Raw genomic sequence first — 17,634 nt, 5'->3', positions numbered from 1 at the left:
AGGATTACAACATTAGTTAATTTAATTTAACTATATATCTTGTTAGTGCAAAATATTTTTGCACCGACACATGAATATTTAGAATTTTATTTATTTTCCAAATAAAATAAGTGCCAAATAATTTAGCACCCCCGCAATAATATTTTGCGCTATCCATTAAAAATTGTGAATCATTTCCTCCATGTTTTTAGATGAGTGCACAATATTATCAAAAGTATATAATTTTTCACTATCCTCATAATTATCACTTTCCACATAACTTTCTAAATTTAATGTTCTATTTTTAATTTGCCTTAAAACAGATAAATCACTTTCAAAAACCACAGCGCCATATAATTCCCCTTTTATTTTTAATGGATACCCTGAATTAATAGTAGTTAAATCCTTACCTGTTCTTGTTTTAAATCTATCGCATCTATTAACCACAGGTTTTTGAGTTCTTAATACTGTTAAAACAGTGCTATACTCTTCTTTTAAATCATATATATCCATTAAATGTTTTCCTTTAAAATCATCCCTTTTGTAATATTCTAAAGCTTCACTTGCCGGATTTCCGTGTAGAAAGTATCCATTCTTATTGTAAATAATTATTACAGGTATGCTCATCAAATAAACTTTTAACTTCCCCAAATGAACGCACTTCTTTTATGTAAAGTTCTTTATCAATCTTAATTATTAAATCAATTATACACATAGCTCATCGCCCCTTTAACTATAACTATCCACCATTGATATTAACTTTTATCTCTTCACTTTCTTTTCTATACCTTCATACAAATATTCCAGATGCTCTATGTTTACTTCCTCTTCCTTCAGCTTATCTATTCTAGTCTTAGCCTTTTCTAAAGCTTCTTTTGCTTCATCAAAATCCTTTTGTTTTATAGCTGAACTTGCATATTCTAATAAGTAATCAACTTTTAATACTATTTTAGCTAAGTTTTCTCTATCCTCATTTACTAAATCCACCAATAAAGAATATATCTTAGGAGATGTTTTTGTTTTCGAATTAAATAATAAATCATTATTTCTAGCACTCTTCTTTGCCATTTTTATCGCTACCTTTCGCTTATATATTAAAACATTTATTTTCTAATAAATAGTTGAAAATATGTCTCATCTTTCGTAACAACCTTTTGTATAATACAATTGTATCTTAAATATGAAAAATTTAAAATGCTATATATAACGAAAATAAAGCTAGGGATACTGGAAGATTTGCATAGCAAAACCTCCTTTACTCCTAGCACTTTATTTCTAGCTTCTATTCTAATTCATCATTTACCAATTCATTTATTACTGGTTTTAACTACTCTTTTGGTGTAAATCCGCAGTATCCTATTTTATCACACCTCTTTTTCATGTCTTCCCACAAATCTTTATCTCTTAAGGATTCTAATGCTGTAGGATATAATATATAATTTTCTTTAAAAATATGATCTCTTAAATTAAATACTATATATTTTGATACTTCATCTAAAGTTTCTTTAAATACTTTAAAATCAAGACCAGTTACAAACTCTGCTACATTTTTTAATTGTTTTTTTCTTGCTCTCAAATCTTCGTGTTCCATTCTCATAATTCTAGTTGGCCCCGTAATGTTTCTATCCTCTAGTTCTTTAAATAATACTTGCTCTTCTCTTTGATGATGATTTTCCGCATCTAATATATTATCTGCCACTTTAACTAACTGAACAAATTCTTCTCTAGCTCCATCATATTTATCCATCTTTTGAATTTTAGCATTTAATTCTTCAAGCTCTGTTAAAAACTGAAGCAACTTTTCATGCTCAGATATCAAAGTATCAAGTACATGCCCTGTATCAATTTCAGTTTTTATTTTATTTAATTCATCCTTTAAAACTTCCATGTGAATATCACACAAATGTCTTAAGTCGTGAGGATTCATACCTTCTTCCACAAGCTTTTGCTCTGCCACGGATAATTCAAGTAGATTTATATTTGAAACAATTTGGAGTGCTTCTTTTCTTAATTCTTCCGTTACTCCTTCAGCATTTAGCCTTCTTAAAATATTAGTTAATTCATCTATTCTTTTATTATCCATTACACTACCTCCCATTACAAATTATTAATTAAACTATTATCTATCCATATACATGTTAAATAACACGCTATTCTCCAAATAAATGTGAGTGAAAATATCCTTTTCTAAAGCATCAATTTTTGTATATACCAATTGAAATGTAGTACACGCTCCTTCTGGTGCTTTAAAGTCTCTTGTTACCTCCTCCAATTCTTTAAATATATCTCCTGCTGTGTCATGTTCATCTTCAGTTTCCTTTATAAATTTGCGTATTGCCTTTAAGGTTTCCTCGTCTTTAGTTTTTTCATACTGCTCTATAAGTGGGAATAAATTTTCTTCTTCCTTTATAAGATGCTCTTCTAATTCAATTTTTAATGTTCCAAATAATTTGTGCACCTTTAAAAGTTCTTCACTATTATGCTTAAAATGAACCTTTAATATTTTACGCATAAGGGGATCTATTTCACTAAGAGTTTTATATGTGTAATCATGATGAACATGTTGTATGTGTTTCATTAAAACTATAGGATCTTCATTTCTCCAATCTTTGTAATTTGCATTGGAGTTTTTAAATTTTTCATACTCATCATTAAGCTCTTTTACTATACTTCCATGTGTAAGTCCCTTTTCATCTAAAGCTTCCTTTAAGCTATCATGTCCTCCGCAGCAATAGTCTATCTTATACTTTTGAAATATCTCTGCTGAACCTGGGAATATAGAAACAATTTCTCCTAATTTTTGATTTACATTTATAGTATTTGTCATATTAATCACCTCATAAATTATTTTTTAATATTATCCATTTCTGTGGATTTAATTATGGTACAAGTATTTAACACCTTCATATTTGTTTCATCTGATGTCTTTATTTTATATTCTTTTCAATTTTAAAAATATGATTCAAATCACATTTTATACTTTTTCAGTATACTTTATATTTTTAAAAAAAGCTCGCCTCAGCGAACCTTTTATTCTACATACTCTCTTAAAGAATTCTCATCCTTTATAATAATCACTTTATTTCCTACGATACTTATTATGTTTAATTCTTCAAACTTGCTAAGTTTTCTACTTATAGTTTCTCTTGTAACTCCAGCATAGTTTGCCATTTCTTCTCTATTTATAGGAAGTTTTATTTTTATCCCATCACTAGTTTCTGTTCCATACTTTTCAGCAAATTCTAATATCATGTGTGCAATTCTAACTTCTGCATCATTTGTAGCAAGATTTTGAGCAAGATTTTCTGTTTCCGATAACTTTCTTGTAACTTCTCTAAGTATCTTCAAAGAAATTTCAGGATTTTTCATTAGGATTTCATCCATGTCCTTTTTAGTTAATGTACAAATTTTTAAGTTTGAAATAGCATAGGCACTAAAATTATATGTATCACTATCACTAAATAAACTTAATTCGCCAAAGAAATCACCACTTGTAAGTATATGAATTATTTGTTCTTTACCTTCCTTAGTCATCTTAGTAAGTTTTACTTGTCCTTCATTTATAATAAATAATGTGCTCGATTTTTCCCCCTCATTAAAAAGAGTCTCTCCCTTTTTAAATTCCATATGTCCTGTACTCTGTACTATTTTTCTTAAATCTTCATCCTCAAGAGAAGAAAATATAGGGACCTTTTTTGCACAAAGAGTGTGATGGCATCTTCCACAGGTACATTCCATAGATATCCCCCCTTTTCACTTATATATATTGATTTTAACACATATAAATGAAAAATTAATGTCTCTTTATCACTTAGAATGTAAAGTAAAATATTATATAGAATTATTTGTTTTACTATAAATTCTTATTTTCGTATACATAAAGTTTCCCATTACTTGCCTTTAAAAATCTATTTCCATGAAAACCTCTTGCAAGTAATATTTTACGAACTTCATAAAGTATTCCTGCATGGCTCACAATTAATATATTTTTATCTTTTTCCTCAAGTATCACATCTAAAATTTCATTTATTCTTTTTAAAGTCAATTTTCTTGATTCTGGCTGAGATGTATGATTTCTTATCCATGCAATTCTATTAAGTATTGCCCAAAGATGATATGGTATATGAAATTTAAGTTTTACCCCTGCTACTGTTGGAATTTCAACCAACTTATCTGTTAATATAATTTCACCATGATATATAGTTTTTGCAGTAGTTATTGCTCTGCTTAAGCTGCTGCAATAACATTTGTCCCATTCCTTATCTACTACAAGTTCATTTTTTATAACTCCTGCTACATCATATTCTGCAGTATATTTATCAAACTCCTCTGCATTCATAAAAAAACTTCTCATTATATCTACTTTAAAATGTCTTACAAGTCCTATTTTCATATTTTCACCTCGTACTGTTAATAAATATTATACAAATATAGAGTTTGCAAAAACCAGGCTTTTTAATCACCAATCTCTAAAACCTAAAATTATAAATTTAATAAACTTTAGCAACTTTCTATTATAAAGATATCTTACAACTTATACATATCTTACATCCATATCACTTCATTTTGTAATTGCTTATTCCCTTAATACCACTAGCTTTACTGGATATGTATAATCAATATTACAAATTACAATAAATTATATGATTATGTAGAATTAATAACTATTATTGAGGTATAATTTTAATATAAGATAGTTCATAATTGTAAATCAATGCGACATATTAAAGATGTAAAACAACTCAATAAATAGTAATTTATCGAGTTGTTTATAAATTATGAAGATAATTTATAAATAATGAAACCTAAAATCAGAATTTTACGCTTGAAAATATCACCATCCGTTTGCCGGAGGGGTTTATCATGGGGCTGATCGGCCCCAACGGTTCAGGCAAAACAGGTTGGTGTTTCCGTCAACAGCTATATAATAGCGGCGTTTTTACAGGCAGACAGTAAACTTAACTGTACTTGACTTACCAACAACTTATGGCGGCTGCAAAATTGAAAAGATGATTTTTGTTCCCCCTGCGGTTTCTTATGCTTACAATATTATTGCTGTTTTGACTGTGAATGGGAAAATGGCTCTTACATATCATAGCATGGAGAATGGCAACGGTGCAGACAAAAATTTCTTTGATAGAGGTATTAAAAACCTCATATTGTAGGCCAGACGCAAAGATGCAGAACTTAAAAGAGAAAAATGAAATAACAGCAAGTAAAATCAAGCAGTAATCTCTCTATTTCTTTATAATAAATGTAGGACGGTTGAAACGAGGTGAACATACGAATGTACGAGTGGCAGAAGCAAATTCAAATAATCGTTGATGAAATTGACAAATGTATTAAAAATTATAATGATGAAGCCTTGACACTACGCTTTCTTTCTCGCAGGCTGGGTTATTCCGAATTTTATACAACGAGAAAATTCAAAGAAATATCGGGTATGCAATTTAGGGATTATCTGCGGCATAGAAAATTAGCCTTTGCACTAAAAGAGGTTCGGGATAGTGAAAAAAGCATTTTGGATATTGCCTTTGATTATGGTTTTTCATCACATGAAGCTTTTACCAGAGCTTTCAAGGGAACATATGGTGTAACTCCAAGTGAATACCGAAAAAAGCCTAATCCTGTCGTTCTTCGTACAAAAATAAACCCTTTCGACCGCTACTTTTTAGGATTGGGAGAGATTGGTATGATGAAATCTACAGATGATGTTAAAATTTATTTTGTAACCATTCCCGCACACAAATTTTTGCACATTAAAAACTATGAGAGTAATGGGTATTGGGATTTTTGGCAAAAGCAAAGTCTTATTCCGGGACAGGACTGCGAAACAATTTGCGGCTTACTCGATAGTATCAAGGGCAAATTGGATGATGATGGTGGGAGCGAATCTAACAGCGGCAGCGGTCAGATTATGGCGTACATTAATGACCCGGACGGCAGACTCTGCGATTGGGGTATTCCACGTACAGAGTGTTATGGTGTACGTCTTCCTTTTGATTATAAAGGCGAAGTACCACCACAAATGCTTATGATTGATGTTCCCGAAGCCGAGTATATTGTTTTTGAACATGGGCCGTTCGATTATGAGCAGGAAAATCGTAGTGTGGAGGAAAAGATTGAAAAGGCAATGGCAACTTTTGATTTTGCAGGCACTGGTTACTGCTTTGATACTTCCCCCGGTAGAATAATTTACTTTTATTTTAATCCGGAACGGTTTTTTAAGTATATCAGACCAGTGCGGAAGTAAATAAAATCGACTGCCTATCCACTATTGTTTCTAACGAGAAAACCAAACAAGAAATAACAAATTCCAATTTGTAGAGTTGATGTAACTTAATTTTAGATTTAGTTCTGTCGTATATTTTTTATTATACGGCTAAAGACTTATAGCTACCTACTATATAAATTTCTCTGTAACTCTGTAATTTATTTCTCTCACTTTTAAAAAATCTGCATATTAAAATAGTGTAGACAAGTTACAAAATTAAATTACATCTTAGAAATAATTACAGGCAAATCTCCAGAGATAAACTGTATAAAATTAAATATGAACCATTTTTCTTAATATAAATGAGAAAAATGTGCAAAAGTCTTGAAAAATTAGGCTTAGTTGCTGCCATCAGCTGCGATGGAGCAAGTGGATTTAGTTCCAAATATGTTCTTAAACATGTGGATTGATTCATGGAAAATATTGGTATATAATATAAATACCACTAACATTCCACTTACGATATTGGTGGTACTCAAACTTAGAAATGGAGAGATTCACATGACTAAAGTATTCTTTAAATCTATAAATTCTTATAATGACACTGAAACTATAAGTAAAGCTGCTGCAGAACTTTTAGATAAAATAGTTAAAACTGAAAATATTTCTTTAGAAAAATATGTACCTCTTAAGGTTCATTTCGGAGAAAAGGGAAATAAAACCTTTATTTCATCGAAAAACTATAGAGGAATTATTGATTATTTAAAGACAAATAATATTAAAAGTGCTTTTATTGAAACTAATGTGCTTTATAGAGGAGAACGTACTACTAGGGCTAGTCACATTAAACTTGCTCAAGACCATGGCTTTAATGAACTTCCAATAGTAATTGCAGACGGAGACCATGGTGAAGAATATGAACTTGTTAAAATAAATAAAAGTCATTTTATGCAATGTAAAATTGCAAAAGAGATAGCTAACCAAAATCAAATGATTGTATTAAGCCATTTTAAAGGACATGGCTTAGCAGGCTTTGGCGGGGCAATAAAGCAACTTGCCATGGGCTGTGCTTCAAGAGGTGGTAAATTAGATCAACATGCTAATTCCATTCCAAAGATTAGCTATTTAAAATGCAAGTCTTGTAACGCTTGCGTAAATAACTGTCCTGAAAATGCCATAATCTTATCCTCAAAAGCTAAGATAATTAAGGATAAATGCATAGGTTGTGCCTCATGCATAGCAATTTGCCCTCATAATGCCATATCACTAAACTGGTTTGGCTTCTTATTCGGCTCCTTTAATGAAAGACTTGCAGAATATGCTTATGCCGCTCAAAAAGGTAAAAATAATATTTATATAACCTTTGCTCTTAACATAACTCGTGCATGCGATTGCGAAGGTCATAGCATGAAGCCTTTTGTAGATGACCTTGGAATATTCGCTTCAACCAATCCAGTTGCTATAGATAAAGCCTGTCTTGATGTTCTTGATAAACGAAAAGGAGGAAAAGTTTTCTCAAGAGGGCGACATACTCTAGAATATGCTGAAAAAATTGGTCTCGGAAGTATTAAGTATGAGTTGATAGAAATTTAATTGAATGAATTAATGTCATTTTGGAAACTCTAGTATTATAAACCATTGAAGGGAGTTTTCAGAATGACTGGTCTTATTATTAAAATGATTACTTGTCCTTTACTTATTTATATATTTGATTTATTATCTCCATATGTTCGCTATGATTCTATATATCAAATTATACTTGTTGGCTTAGTTCTTGCAATTGTAGGTCATGTAACAGAGCTATCATTCCTTGACAGGGGTGCATTTTGGGTAAATAATGCCCTGGATTTTACAATAACATTTTTCATTGTATATTTTAGCCAATATATTCTTTATAATTCTTTTGTAACTTATGGAGCAGCAATGTCCATTGCACTTATATTTTCTGTGCTAGAAGCTCTGCTTCATTTATATTTAATACGAAGAGATAAGACAAAAAAAGGAGATTATTAGAGCCTTTACTAGGCTTTAATAATCTCTTAAAACTACTTTTAAAGTTTATTATAATTTAACAACATTAAAGTTTCCTTCAATGAGCAGCCAATTTTGAGGAAAGGAAATTCCTAACTTCCAATAACTTACTCCCCTTAAGTCCAATTCCTTTATAAGATTAAATTTTGCTTGAATTGATCTAGCATCTTCAAACCATACCTTATGTGTTCTTCCCTGATTATCAACGTAATCAATATAAGGAGCCTGTGCTATATAATCATATTTAATTGAGACATTATGCAATCTTGCAATTTCAATTGCTTGCTGTGGACTAACAACCCTTGCATATTCCCCACCTTGAACATATGGCAAGGTCCAATCATATCCATACAAATTTTGTCCCATCATAATTTTAGATGCAGGCATCTCTGTAAGTGCATATTCAATCACTTGTCTTACTGGCCCAATAGGTGATACAGGCATTGGAGGACCTGCACTATATCCCCATTCATAAGTCATTAAAACCACAAAATCCACAATCTCCCCATGTGCTCTATAGTCATGAGCTTCGTATAATAGTCCCTTTTGATTTGCACTGGTTTTTGGCGCAAGTGCTGTAGATATAGTTATTCCTTTCTTTGAAAGTCTTTCCTTTGCTTTTCTTAAAAAATTGTTATAGTCTTCTCTATTATCAGGAGATATAAATTCTAAGTCAAAATGAACATCTATAAAGCCTATATCATTTACTATTCGTACAATATTATCCAATAATCTATTTTGTACCTCTTCATTTGTTAAAATTATTCTTGCTAATTCTGTACTGAATTGACCTTCTTCCAAGTTACTTAATACCATCATTAAGCCAGCATCATGTTTTGCTGCAATTTGTGAAAAATTATTTAATAGTGGTTCTATTAGATTTCCATCTCTTTGTATTCTATAACTAAAGGGCGCAAGATAAGTTAAATAAGGCGCTGCCTCTTCTGCTGCTTCCTCAAGAGCAGGACTTACTGATGTCCCCATGGGTTCAATATATGCATTTATTTCGGCACTTGTTTTAGGCTTTGGCGGAATAAATAATCTAAATCCAACTTTAAGAGGTTCATTCACTGAAATATTATTAATTCGGGCAAGTTCTCTATAATCAATGTCAAATCTTTGTGCAATAGCATATAACGTATCTCCTGGACGTACTGTGTAAAAATTTCCCCAGATGGGAATTACTAAAGCTTGCCCAACAACTAACTGATCTGGATTTCTAATTTCATTTGCAACTACAATTTGTGTAATTGTAGTATTATATGCCTTAGCTATGCCATATAAAGTTTGCCCTGGCTGAACTACATGTATTTGCATTATTTTATTCTCCTATAAGAATTAATTCATAATATTAGTATATGTTATTAACAAGAAATAGTATCAAAATAAAAAACTAGAGACTATTATTTAAAATAAAAAAAATGATGAGTTCATTAAGTATAATTGAAAACTCATCACTATAAGAATATAAATTTAATTATTAATCATTACCTATAATAGCTTCTTCTGTAATTTTCTCTTCTTCTTTTTCTTTTACCATGTCTTTTTTATCTAAACTGGTATTATACAAAAGTCCTAAGATAATAATTAGTCCACCAATTATTTTTCCCTTTGAGACAGAACTAAGCCTTATATAATCTATTATGATTCCCGTAAAAACTTGACCTATAAAAATAAGAAGTGCGCTATATATAGCTGGTATCTTAGGAATTATTATATTTGAAGTGGCTACAACCATTACCCCAATAAATCCACCTAAAAATCCATAAAAGGGAACTTCACCTAAGTTATTAGTAATAAAACCTTTAGGTCCTTTCATTAATATTACTAAAACTAGAGTAAATGTTAATCCAACTATGTAATTTACAAGGGTTCCTTGAAACACCCCTATTTTATCAGCTAACCTAGAATTTATTATCATTGATAATATAACTAGTCCCCCAGTTATGGCTGCTAGTATTATATACATTTCTACTCCCCCTTAGTATATTGTCATAACCACAATTCCTATAAATATTATTGCAAATCCTATTAATTTTTTCTTCTTAAACTTATAAACCTTCATACCTAAAAAACCAAAGTGATCAATAATACAAGATAATACTAACTGCCCAATGATTCCCAATGATACAGTCAATGAAGCTCCTAATTTATTAAAACATATATTATTAAAGGAAACTACAAAAACCCCCATGGCTCCTGCACTAAACAAATATATTGGAAGCTTTTCCTTAATTAAGAACTTTTGTTTTTTAAATATTAATATAAGTATTATTGTAATTAGTCCAACTAAATGTATTATAAATGTTGCTAAATACGTACCGACCTGATTGTCCAATGCTCCATTAAAGGCAATCATTATAGCAATTAAAATTCCTATAAGGACTGCAGAATATTTATACATAAAATACCTCCATCCCCTTTTCATAACTCATTACTAAGTTTATCAGATAAGATAGCTTTTATAAAGTGGAGTTTAACTTTTTAGTTTCCTTCACAATTAATTTTGTATAAGATCTTATTGCATTTATATTGTAATATATTCTATCATCTGAGCTAACTAAAGTTTCCTCTACTATTTCTCCTTGTATAAAATCATGTATCGTATTATTAGAAATAAAATTTATGTTTTTTAAATTATCTATAGATTCTTTAATTAATTTTAGGTTATTTTCATCAAGCATACTATGCTTTACTTCTCTGCAAATTTGAAAATTAATATCATAAGCTAAATGATTGATTTCCCAAAAATACTGTAAAATTTTCTTCACAATTTGAAGCTTTACCTGCTTTGGCTGTGTATATAAATACTTTGACTCACTAATTACCAGTTCTATATTTGAGTATACTAAATCTAGGTCATTAAATATGTATGGGAAAAGAGTTATGTATTCTTTTCCTCTGTTGATACACTTATTTTCTAACTGCATTTTTGTATATTCTAATCCATTCAAAAGTCGAAGTTTTGCAAACTCTAGCCTTTTATATGCTATTTCTCTATAGTATATAAAAGAAAATAAATAATTATATATAATAGCTATTATTACTCCAATGCTTAGAGCTACAATTCTAAGCCTAAATGTAAGCCATATACTAGGATTACCTAAAGAGTTTTTTTGAATATATTGAGTCATATAAATACACGTAAATATTGCAACAGGAGAAATCATTCTCCAATTTATTTTAAGAGATAAATATAAGGTTAATCCCATAGAAATTGCAATAGTAAAAACATTTATGCCGAAAAATATTATTAAAATTGATGTACAAACTGCCCCTAATGTAGATGCAACAAGTTGACTTACACCACTTTTAACTCCTACTATATTAATAGGTTCTAAATTATACATAATTCCAAGTAATACTGAAATCATATCTAATCTTGCAATGGTAGACGCCCTTCCAACAATATATCCTGTGGCAACTGCGAACATAGCTTTTATTATATAAAGTTTTGAGTCAAATAAAATTGCTTCATTACTTAATACAAATGTATTAATTAATTTTTTCATATCTACCTCCAAGATTACTATAAAAACTAATATAATTATTAATTTTCCCTTTATATAATTTTTTATAAATAAATGTATTTAATAAAAACAATAGCTTGATTTTTCATATTTCGTCATATTGTTTATGTAATAAATATATTATTCCATTTTTCACCAATGACATGATATAATATATTTGCTATAGCACTTAAATAAATCAAAATATACTCAAAGGGGGCAGAAAATGAAAAATAATAACGGAATAAAATTTAAGCTGTACATGATGGTAACATTCGCAATAGTATTCACAATTGGTATTGGTATTTTTTCTTGGACTTCATTTAATAATTCAAATAAAAAATCTCATTCAAGACTTAATAGCACTATTGACTATATTGATTTAGTTAATTCCTCACGAAAAATTCAAGTTGATTTTAAAGAGCAAGTACAAGAATGGAAAAACACTTTATTAAGAGGAAATGATCCTGCATCATTTAAAAAATACTATAATGCATTTTTGAATAAACACAAAACTATTCAAGAAGATTTATTAATACTTAAGAAAAATATGTCTTCAGCGGGTTTAGACACTTCATTAATTGATAATTTATTATCCTCTCACAAAGAATTATATGATAAATATACTATAGCAATTAATAAATACGATTCAAATAATAAGGAGAGCTTTAAAATAGTGGATGCCTTAGTGAAAGGTATCGATAGAGCTCCTACAGAAGATATGAATTCATTGGTAAACCAAATTGAAGATGCTGCAAAACTTAAAGCCGAAAACATGATAAGTGAAGCTGATAAAGAAGCCTATAATTTTAAGAAAATTCTACTCGGAATATTAATTTTTAGTATTTGTATAATTATATTTTTAACTATTCTCATTTTATCCACTTATAAAGGAATTAAAAATTTTATCACAGAACTTCAAAGAGTTATTAACAAGGCTGAACAAGGTGATCTCACTGCTGAATGTAAAGTTCATTCTAAAGATGAATTAGGAGTACTTACCAAACAATTTAATAAATTTTTAAATGAAATAAGACTCTTAATTTCTAAAGCAAAAGAAACAAGTGCTGTTGTATTGTCTTCTTCTAATGAAATATTAAAATCTTCTGAAGAAACCAGTAAAGCTTCCGAAGAAATCTCTTCAACTGTTACAAGTATATCAAGAGGTGCCTTAGAACAATCAAAATTAGCTCATGAAGGTAATAATTTAGTAAAAGACGTTGCAATTAATTTACATAACATAACCGATAATACTTTAAATATAAGCGCTCTTGCAAGCAAGTCCATGGAAATCGTAAATAACGGCACTACAATTCTTGAGTATCAGAGAGATAAAATGTTCCATAGTCAAAGGGCTTCACAAAACGTATCTGAAGTAATTTCTGAGTTGTCTATTAAATCCTCTGAAATTGGACAAATCATAGGATTTATTAATGGAATTACAGGACAAACTAATTTATTAGCTTTAAATGCTTCAATTGAAGCTGCTAGGGCTGGTGAGGCAGGGCGAGGTTTTTCAGTAGTTGCTAATGAAGTAAAAAAGCTAGCTGAATTGTCTAAGGAGTCAACTCAAAAGATTAATAATTTAATAATAGAAGTTCAAAGCGATATTGAAAAAGCTGTTATTGAAATGAATAATACTAAAATTTCAATAGATGAACAATCCTCTTCTCTTCAGTCAACAGAAAATGCATTCAATGATATAAAGCTTTCTGTTTCTGAAGTAGTAAATAAAATTAATGAAGTTTCTCATGAAACTCAAATTGTAAATAATAATATATTATCTGTAGAAAACTCAATAAATAATATTGAAAATCTAGTAAATCAGAGTGCTTCCTTTACAGAAGAAGCTGCATCTATAACTGAAGAACAAACAGCATCTATGTTGGAAATATCCTCCTCCATCAATGAACTTACAGAACTCTCAAAAGATCTTAAAAATACATTAGAAAAGTTTATTGTTTAAATATATACATATACAATTTTTGCAAGTAAAATAAGGGCACTTATCAAAGTACCCTTATTTTATTTAAAATCTTACATACTATTAAACTTTCCATCTTTCATTTCGGGTCTTAATTTATTTTTACCTAATTTTTTAGATTCATTAGAATATCCTATTTCATTAGATGTTTCCATTCTCATCTTATCTAGCTGTTTTTTAGTCTTTTGCTTTGATTTTTTATTATTTTTACTATTTTTATTGCCTTTGTGTGACATAAAAACTCCTCCCTTTTGTAGAGAAATATTTATATGTTTCTTACTCTATTAATTTCTCCAAGAATAGATGCTTTTATGTTGCATAATAAAAGGAAATTGCGGCATTTTTAATGCTCTGTGTCGTATAGAATTTTCATTTAGGAAGGCGTTCACTTCACCGAGAGCGGCTGATATTTATAAATTTAAAATCCCTAAGCTGCCTAAACTCGCTGTCGCTCAGACAGTAGGCAGCTCTTAACGGTATTTTGAATTTATAAATAAAGCCGTTCTAGGGCTCATTCAATGCCTTCTACGATGAAAATTCTATGCTCCCATAGCATTAAAAAGTTCTTCATGTGAACTGCTGGAGGAAGAAATTCAGCCAACTGAATTTCTAAAATATTTTAGAAATTAGAACATAAAAATCTTTTATGGCGGCAGTCCAGGATGTTACAAGAATTTATGTTAAATAAATGATAAAATTTAATTTACAAGTTAAAGATAAGGTAATACAATAAAAGGTTTCTGGTAAAAAATAGAATAATTAATATATTACGACCTATCGGTCTGCGGGCTTATCAGCCCTTTGATAAGTGTTAATTTATTAAAAGGACTTTCGCCAAAGCGAAATTCTCTCCTTTAGTAAGGTAAGCATGAATGATATTTTTAATGTTGAACATGAGCAGGGAATTTGCATTGTAGAAAGCATTGAGTAAGCATTAAAAGGTCTTTATTTCTGAAATCAAAATGTCGTTAAAAACCTTCTACTGTCTGACCAAAGGGAGTTTAGAAGGTTTAGATATTTTAATTTCAGAAATATTAGACCTTTTTTTGCGAAACGAACGCTTTCTTAAATGCAAATTCCATGCGGCAGGTTCAAAATTAAAAATGTCGTACTTTTTCTATAAAATAAAAAAACAAGCATTATTATTATGCTTGTTTTTTTACTTTATATTAATTATTTTCCAAAGTATCTGTTTAAAAGACCTTTAAATGCTGAACCATGTCTAGCTTCATCTTTACACATTTCATGTACTGTGTCATGAATTGCATCTAAGTTTAACTTTTTAGCAAGTGTTGCTAAGTCTTTTTTGCCTTGGCAAGCTCCGTGCTCTGCTTCAACTCTTAACTGTAAGTTCTTTTCTGTGCTAGTTGTTACTACTTCTCCTAGTAACTCAGCAAATTTTGCTGCATGTTCTGCTTCTTCAAAAGCTATTCTCTTATAAGCTTCAGCAATTTCTGGATATCCTTCTCTATCAGCTTGTCTTGACATTGCAAGATACATTCCAATTTCTGTACATTCTCCATTGAAGTTTGCTCTTAATCCTTCTATAACTTCTGGATCAACGCCTTCTGCTACTCCGATTTTATGCTCATCTGCCCAAGCAAACTCGCCTTCAACTTTTTCTATAAATTTATCAGCTGGCACTCCACACTGTGGGCACTTTTCTGGTGCTGCATCTCCCTCATGAATATATCCACATACTGTACATACAAATTTTTTCATAATAAAAATCCTCCCTAAAATCATTCATTTATTTTTTATTTCTAATCCCATCTTGTGGGGTTATTATCACTGTGTGTTCTCTACATTTATTATTATATAATAATTATTATTATTTATCAATACTTTTTTGAAATTTTTTTCAAAAATTTTTTTCTCATATAAAAATGGATTGAACTATCATATTTTTTCAAATAATATATAAGTAATACCTGGTGAGAGGAGACTAATTATGAAGAGACTTAGTATTATAGATATAGGTTCGAATTCCATAAGACTTGTCATAGTCGATATAAATAATAAATATTTTAAAGTCATAGATGAATTTAAAGAAACCGTAAGACTTGGTAAAGATATAAATGAAGATGGCAGCTTATGTTCTAAAAGAATGAAAAAAGCTATAGATACTTTAGGATTTTTTAAGAAACTCTGTGATGGATTAAATGTTGATAAAATAATAGCTGTAGCTACTGAAGCTGTGAGAAAAGCTTCTAACAGAGAAGAATTTATCCGAAATGTTTATAGGGAAACTGAAATAAATATAGAAATAATCGATGGCAAGATGGAGGCGTATTATGACTTTTTAGGTGGTATAAATAGCTTAAATATTAACGATTGTCTTATGATTGATATAGGTGGTGCAAGTACTGAACTTATAGAAGTTAGAAATAAGCAGATTAAAAATTCTATAAGCTTTCCTTTTGGAGCATTGAGCTTATCCGAAAAATTTAAGCTATCTGGTAAGGAATGTATGATTAACGAAAGCCATCTTAAAGATTATATTAAGGAATTTTTTATTAAAGTTCCCTGGATAAAGAATATAAAAGATATACCATTAGTTGGAATTGGCGGTACTGTAAGAAATATCGCAAAAATACATAGGAGAAAAATCAAATATCCATTTGATACAATTCATAACTATCAAATGACTCCAGAACAAGTAAAGGAAATACACAATTTTGTTGTATGTAAAACCATGAGCTCTAGAAAGAAGGTAAAAGGACTTTCTACAGATAGAATTGATATTTTTCCAAATGCCGTATCTGTTATAAATACTGTAATGGAATACTGTAATATTTCTGAAATACATGTAAGTACAAAAGGGTTACGAGATGGAATTTTATATAGCTATATCTTAAAAGATAATTCCATATTAGATGATGTATTAGATTTTTCTTTAAGAAATCTTATGATAAACTATAATATTAATGTAGTTCATGCAGAGAGGGTATGGACTATGTCTTCATCTCTATATACTCAATTAGAAAGTTTGATTAAAATCCCCAAGGATTTTTCAAAAATACTAAAAGTTTCTTCCCTATTGCATGACTGTGGTATTACATTAGATTATCATAATCATCATAAACATTCTTTTTACATGATTTTAAATTCAAATATATACGGACTTTGCCATAAAGACATTTTGATGGCTGCATATATTGCGGCTCTTCACAGAAAACATGATTTTGCCTTAACTGAAGCCTATTATAAAAAACTTATAAAGAGAGAAGAACTACAAATAATTGAAAAATTAGGAGTGCTTCTTCAAATATCAGAAAGCCTAGATGGAGGTTTAAATGGAAATGTAGAACAAGCAGATGCTATTATTGATGAAAACTCCGTAACATTAAAGCTTCACTCTAAAAACAACCCTTTCTTAGAAATAAATGAAGCCTCAATGGCTTCAGACAAATTTAAGAAGCTGTTTAAAAAGAAACTTATTATAGTAAGCGAGTAATAATCGCTATAAAAGGAAATTGCGACATTTTTAATGCTCTGGGTCGTATAGAATTTTCATTTAGGAAGGCGTTCATTTCACCTAGAGCGGCTAATATTTATAAATTTAAAATCCCTAAGCCGCCTAAACTCGCTGTCGCTCAGACAGTAGGCGGCTCTTAACGGTATTTTAAATTTATAAATAAAGCCGTTCTAAGGCTCATTCAATGCCTTCTACGATGAAAACTCTATGCTCCCAGAGCATTAAAAAGTTCTTCATGTGAACTGCTGAAGGAAGAACTTCAGCCAACTGAATTTCTAAAATATTTTAGAACTTAGCACATAAAAATCTTTTAGGGCGGTAGCCCAGGATGTTACAAGAACTTATATTAAATAAATGATAAAATTTAATTTACAAGTTAAAGATAAGGTAATACAATAAAAGATTTCTGATAAAAAATAGAATAATTAATATCTTACGA

18 protein-coding genes are annotated in these 17,634 nt (G+C 29.8%); 6 read left to right on the top strand and 12 right to left on the bottom strand.

Annotation, left to right across the window (positions count from 1 at the left end; genetic code table 11):
- Positions 1 to 156: 156 nt before the first annotated feature.
- The 6 genes from CRN98_RS13725 to CRN98_RS13700 all read right to left on the bottom strand — a co-directional run bounded on the left by CRN98_RS13725 (position 157) and on the right by CRN98_RS13700 (position 4,372).
- Entirely contained in the window at positions 157 to 630 is a 474-nt protein-coding gene (locus tag CRN98_RS13725; protein ID WP_143331301.1) for a transcriptional regulator, read from the bottom strand.
- Between the two features lie 111 nt (positions 631 to 741).
- The gene (locus CRN98_RS13720; RefSeq protein ID WP_097028000.1) at positions 742 to 1,047 is read right to left on the bottom strand and encodes a hypothetical protein; all 306 of its coding nucleotides are present in this window, start codon (positions 1,045 to 1,047) and stop codon (positions 742 to 744) included.
- A gap of 259 nt (positions 1,048 to 1,306) precedes the next feature.
- On the bottom strand, positions 1,307 to 2,062 hold the full coding sequence (locus CRN98_RS13715; RefSeq protein WP_097027999.1) for a DUF438 domain-containing protein: 756 nt from the start codon (positions 2,060 to 2,062) through the stop codon (positions 1,307 to 1,309).
- A gap of 36 nt (positions 2,063 to 2,098) precedes the next feature.
- Positions 2,099 to 2,806 (bottom strand): iron-sulfur cluster repair di-iron protein, encoded by a 708-nt coding sequence (gene ric / locus CRN98_RS13710; RefSeq protein WP_097027998.1) that lies wholly within the window; start codon positions 2,804 to 2,806, stop codon positions 2,099 to 2,101.
- Between the two features lie 203 nt (positions 2,807 to 3,009).
- The gene (locus CRN98_RS13705; protein WP_097027997.1) at positions 3,010 to 3,717 is read right to left on the bottom strand and encodes a Crp/Fnr family transcriptional regulator; all 708 of its coding nucleotides are present in this window, start codon (positions 3,715 to 3,717) and stop codon (positions 3,010 to 3,012) included.
- 115 nt (positions 3,718 to 3,832) lie between these two features.
- A complete protein-coding gene (locus CRN98_RS13700; RefSeq protein WP_097027996.1) occupies positions 3,833 to 4,372 on the bottom strand; it encodes a histidine phosphatase family protein in 540 nt (179 codons plus the stop codon).
- A 713-nt stretch (positions 4,373 to 5,085) separates the two neighbouring features.
- Here CRN98_RS13700 and CRN98_RS18085 point away from each other — a divergent pair.
- From CRN98_RS18085 to CRN98_RS13685, 4 genes are all read left to right on the top strand, one after another.
- Positions 5,086 to 5,211 (top strand): hypothetical protein, encoded by a 126-nt coding sequence (locus CRN98_RS18085; RefSeq protein WP_265343817.1) that lies wholly within the window; start codon positions 5,086 to 5,088, stop codon positions 5,209 to 5,211.
- A gap of 55 nt (positions 5,212 to 5,266) precedes the next feature.
- Positions 5,267 to 6,232 carry a helix-turn-helix transcriptional regulator gene (locus CRN98_RS13695; RefSeq protein WP_097027995.1) on the top strand — a complete coding sequence of 322 codons (966 nt, stop codon included), beginning with the start codon at positions 5,267 to 5,269 and terminating at the stop codon, positions 6,230 to 6,232.
- 381 nt (positions 6,233 to 6,613) lie between these two features.
- Complete coding sequence (locus CRN98_RS13690) at positions 6,614 to 7,786, top strand: DUF362 domain-containing protein (RefSeq protein WP_341455816.1); 1,173 nt, start codon at positions 6,614 to 6,616, stop codon at positions 7,784 to 7,786.
- A 63-nt stretch (positions 7,787 to 7,849) separates the two neighbouring features.
- Positions 7,850 to 8,206 (top strand): DUF2512 family protein, encoded by a 357-nt coding sequence (locus CRN98_RS13685; protein WP_097027993.1) that lies wholly within the window; start codon positions 7,850 to 7,852, stop codon positions 8,204 to 8,206.
- Positions 8,207 to 8,254: 48 nt separating this feature from the next.
- Here the strand turns inward: CRN98_RS13685 and CRN98_RS13680 are convergent, their stop codons facing one another.
- The 4 genes from CRN98_RS13680 to CRN98_RS13665 form a co-directional block, all read right to left on the bottom strand.
- Positions 8,255 to 9,541 (bottom strand): glycoside hydrolase family 18 protein, encoded by a 1,287-nt coding sequence (locus CRN98_RS13680; protein ID WP_097027992.1) that lies wholly within the window; start codon positions 9,539 to 9,541, stop codon positions 8,255 to 8,257.
- Positions 9,542 to 9,704: 163 nt separating this feature from the next.
- Entirely contained in the window at positions 9,705 to 10,193 is a 489-nt protein-coding gene (locus CRN98_RS13675; RefSeq protein ID WP_097027991.1) for a DMT family transporter, read from the bottom strand.
- A gap of 12 nt (positions 10,194 to 10,205) precedes the next feature.
- On the bottom strand, positions 10,206 to 10,628 hold the full coding sequence (locus CRN98_RS13670; protein WP_097027990.1) for a DMT family transporter: 423 nt from the start codon (positions 10,626 to 10,628) through the stop codon (positions 10,206 to 10,208).
- A 58-nt stretch (positions 10,629 to 10,686) separates the two neighbouring features.
- Positions 10,687 to 11,736, bottom strand: a complete 1,050-nt coding sequence (locus tag CRN98_RS13665; RefSeq protein ID WP_097027989.1) for an aromatic acid exporter family protein — start codon at positions 11,734 to 11,736, stop codon at positions 10,687 to 10,689.
- Between the two features lie 223 nt (positions 11,737 to 11,959).
- Between CRN98_RS13665 and CRN98_RS13660 the strand changes: the two genes are divergently transcribed.
- Positions 11,960 to 13,699 carry a methyl-accepting chemotaxis protein gene (locus tag CRN98_RS13660; RefSeq protein WP_097027988.1) on the top strand — a complete coding sequence of 580 codons (1,740 nt, stop codon included), beginning with the start codon at positions 11,960 to 11,962 and terminating at the stop codon, positions 13,697 to 13,699.
- Between the two features lie 71 nt (positions 13,700 to 13,770).
- On the opposite strand, the gene CRN98_RS13655 is transcribed toward CRN98_RS13660, so the two are convergent.
- A complete protein-coding gene (locus CRN98_RS13655; RefSeq protein WP_097027987.1) occupies positions 13,771 to 13,953 on the bottom strand; it encodes a small, acid-soluble spore protein, alpha/beta type in 183 nt (60 codons plus the stop codon).
- A gap of 937 nt (positions 13,954 to 14,890) precedes the next feature.
- Complete coding sequence (locus tag CRN98_RS13650) at positions 14,891 to 15,439, bottom strand: NADH peroxidase (protein WP_097027986.1); 549 nt, start codon at positions 15,437 to 15,439, stop codon at positions 14,891 to 14,893.
- Between the two features lie 229 nt (positions 15,440 to 15,668).
- On the opposite strand from CRN98_RS13650, the gene ppx reads away from it, so the two are divergent.
- Complete coding sequence (gene ppx / locus CRN98_RS13645; RefSeq protein ID WP_097027985.1) at positions 15,669 to 17,174, top strand: exopolyphosphatase; 1,506 nt, start codon at positions 15,669 to 15,671, stop codon at positions 17,172 to 17,174.
- Positions 17,175 to 17,634: the final 460 nt, after the last annotated feature.

The sequence above is a fragment of the Clostridium peptidivorans genome, from assembly GCF_900205925.1.
In the GTDB taxonomy this organism is placed as follows: domain Bacteria; phylum Bacillota; class Clostridia; order Clostridiales; family Clostridiaceae; genus Clostridium_AK; species Clostridium_AK peptidivorans.
Note: the sequence above shows the minus strand (reverse complement) of the source record. Positions and strands in the feature narration are given on the sequence as shown.

Coding starts and splice junctions, on each gene's coding strand:
- CRN98_RS13720 (WP_097028000.1), bottom strand. CDS start 1,047: ATGGCAAAGAAGAGTGCTAGAAATAATGATTTATTATTTAATTCGAAA.
- CRN98_RS13715 (WP_097027999.1), bottom strand. CDS start 2,062: ATGGATAATAAAAGAATAGATGAATTAACTAATATTTTAAGAAGGCTA.
- ric (WP_097027998.1), bottom strand. CDS start 2,806: ATGACAAATACTATAAATGTAAATCAAAAATTAGGAGAAATTGTTTCT.
- CRN98_RS13705 (WP_097027997.1), bottom strand. CDS start 3,717: ATGGAATGTACCTGTGGAAGATGCCATCACACTCTTTGTGCAAAAAAG.
- CRN98_RS13700 (WP_097027996.1), bottom strand. CDS start 4,372: ATGAAAATAGGACTTGTAAGACATTTTAAAGTAGATATAATGAGAAGT.
- CRN98_RS18085 (WP_265343817.1), top strand. CDS start 5,086: ATGGCAACGGTGCAGACAAAAATTTCTTTGATAGAGGTATTAAAAACC.
- CRN98_RS13695 (WP_097027995.1), top strand. CDS start 5,267: ATGTACGAGTGGCAGAAGCAAATTCAAATAATCGTTGATGAAATTGAC.
- CRN98_RS13690 (WP_341455816.1), top strand. CDS start 6,614: ATGGAGCAAGTGGATTTAGTTCCAAATATGTTCTTAAACATGTGGATT.
- CRN98_RS13685 (WP_097027993.1), top strand. CDS start 7,850: ATGACTGGTCTTATTATTAAAATGATTACTTGTCCTTTACTTATTTAT.
- CRN98_RS13680 (WP_097027992.1), bottom strand. CDS start 9,541: ATGCAAATACATGTAGTTCAGCCAGGGCAAACTTTATATGGCATAGCT.
- CRN98_RS13675 (WP_097027991.1), bottom strand. CDS start 10,193: ATGTATATAATACTAGCAGCCATAACTGGGGGACTAGTTATATTATCA.
- CRN98_RS13670 (WP_097027990.1), bottom strand. CDS start 10,628: ATGTATAAATATTCTGCAGTCCTTATAGGAATTTTAATTGCTATAATG.
- CRN98_RS13665 (WP_097027989.1), bottom strand. CDS start 11,736: ATGAAAAAATTAATTAATACATTTGTATTAAGTAATGAAGCAATTTTA.
- CRN98_RS13660 (WP_097027988.1), top strand. CDS start 11,960: ATGAAAAATAATAACGGAATAAAATTTAAGCTGTACATGATGGTAACA.
- CRN98_RS13655 (WP_097027987.1), bottom strand. CDS start 13,953: ATGTCACACAAAGGCAATAAAAATAGTAAAAATAATAAAAAATCAAAG.
- CRN98_RS13650 (WP_097027986.1), bottom strand. CDS start 15,439: ATGAAAAAATTTGTATGTACAGTATGTGGATATATTCATGAGGGAGAT.
- ppx (WP_097027985.1), top strand. CDS start 15,669: ATGAAGAGACTTAGTATTATAGATATAGGTTCGAATTCCATAAGACTT.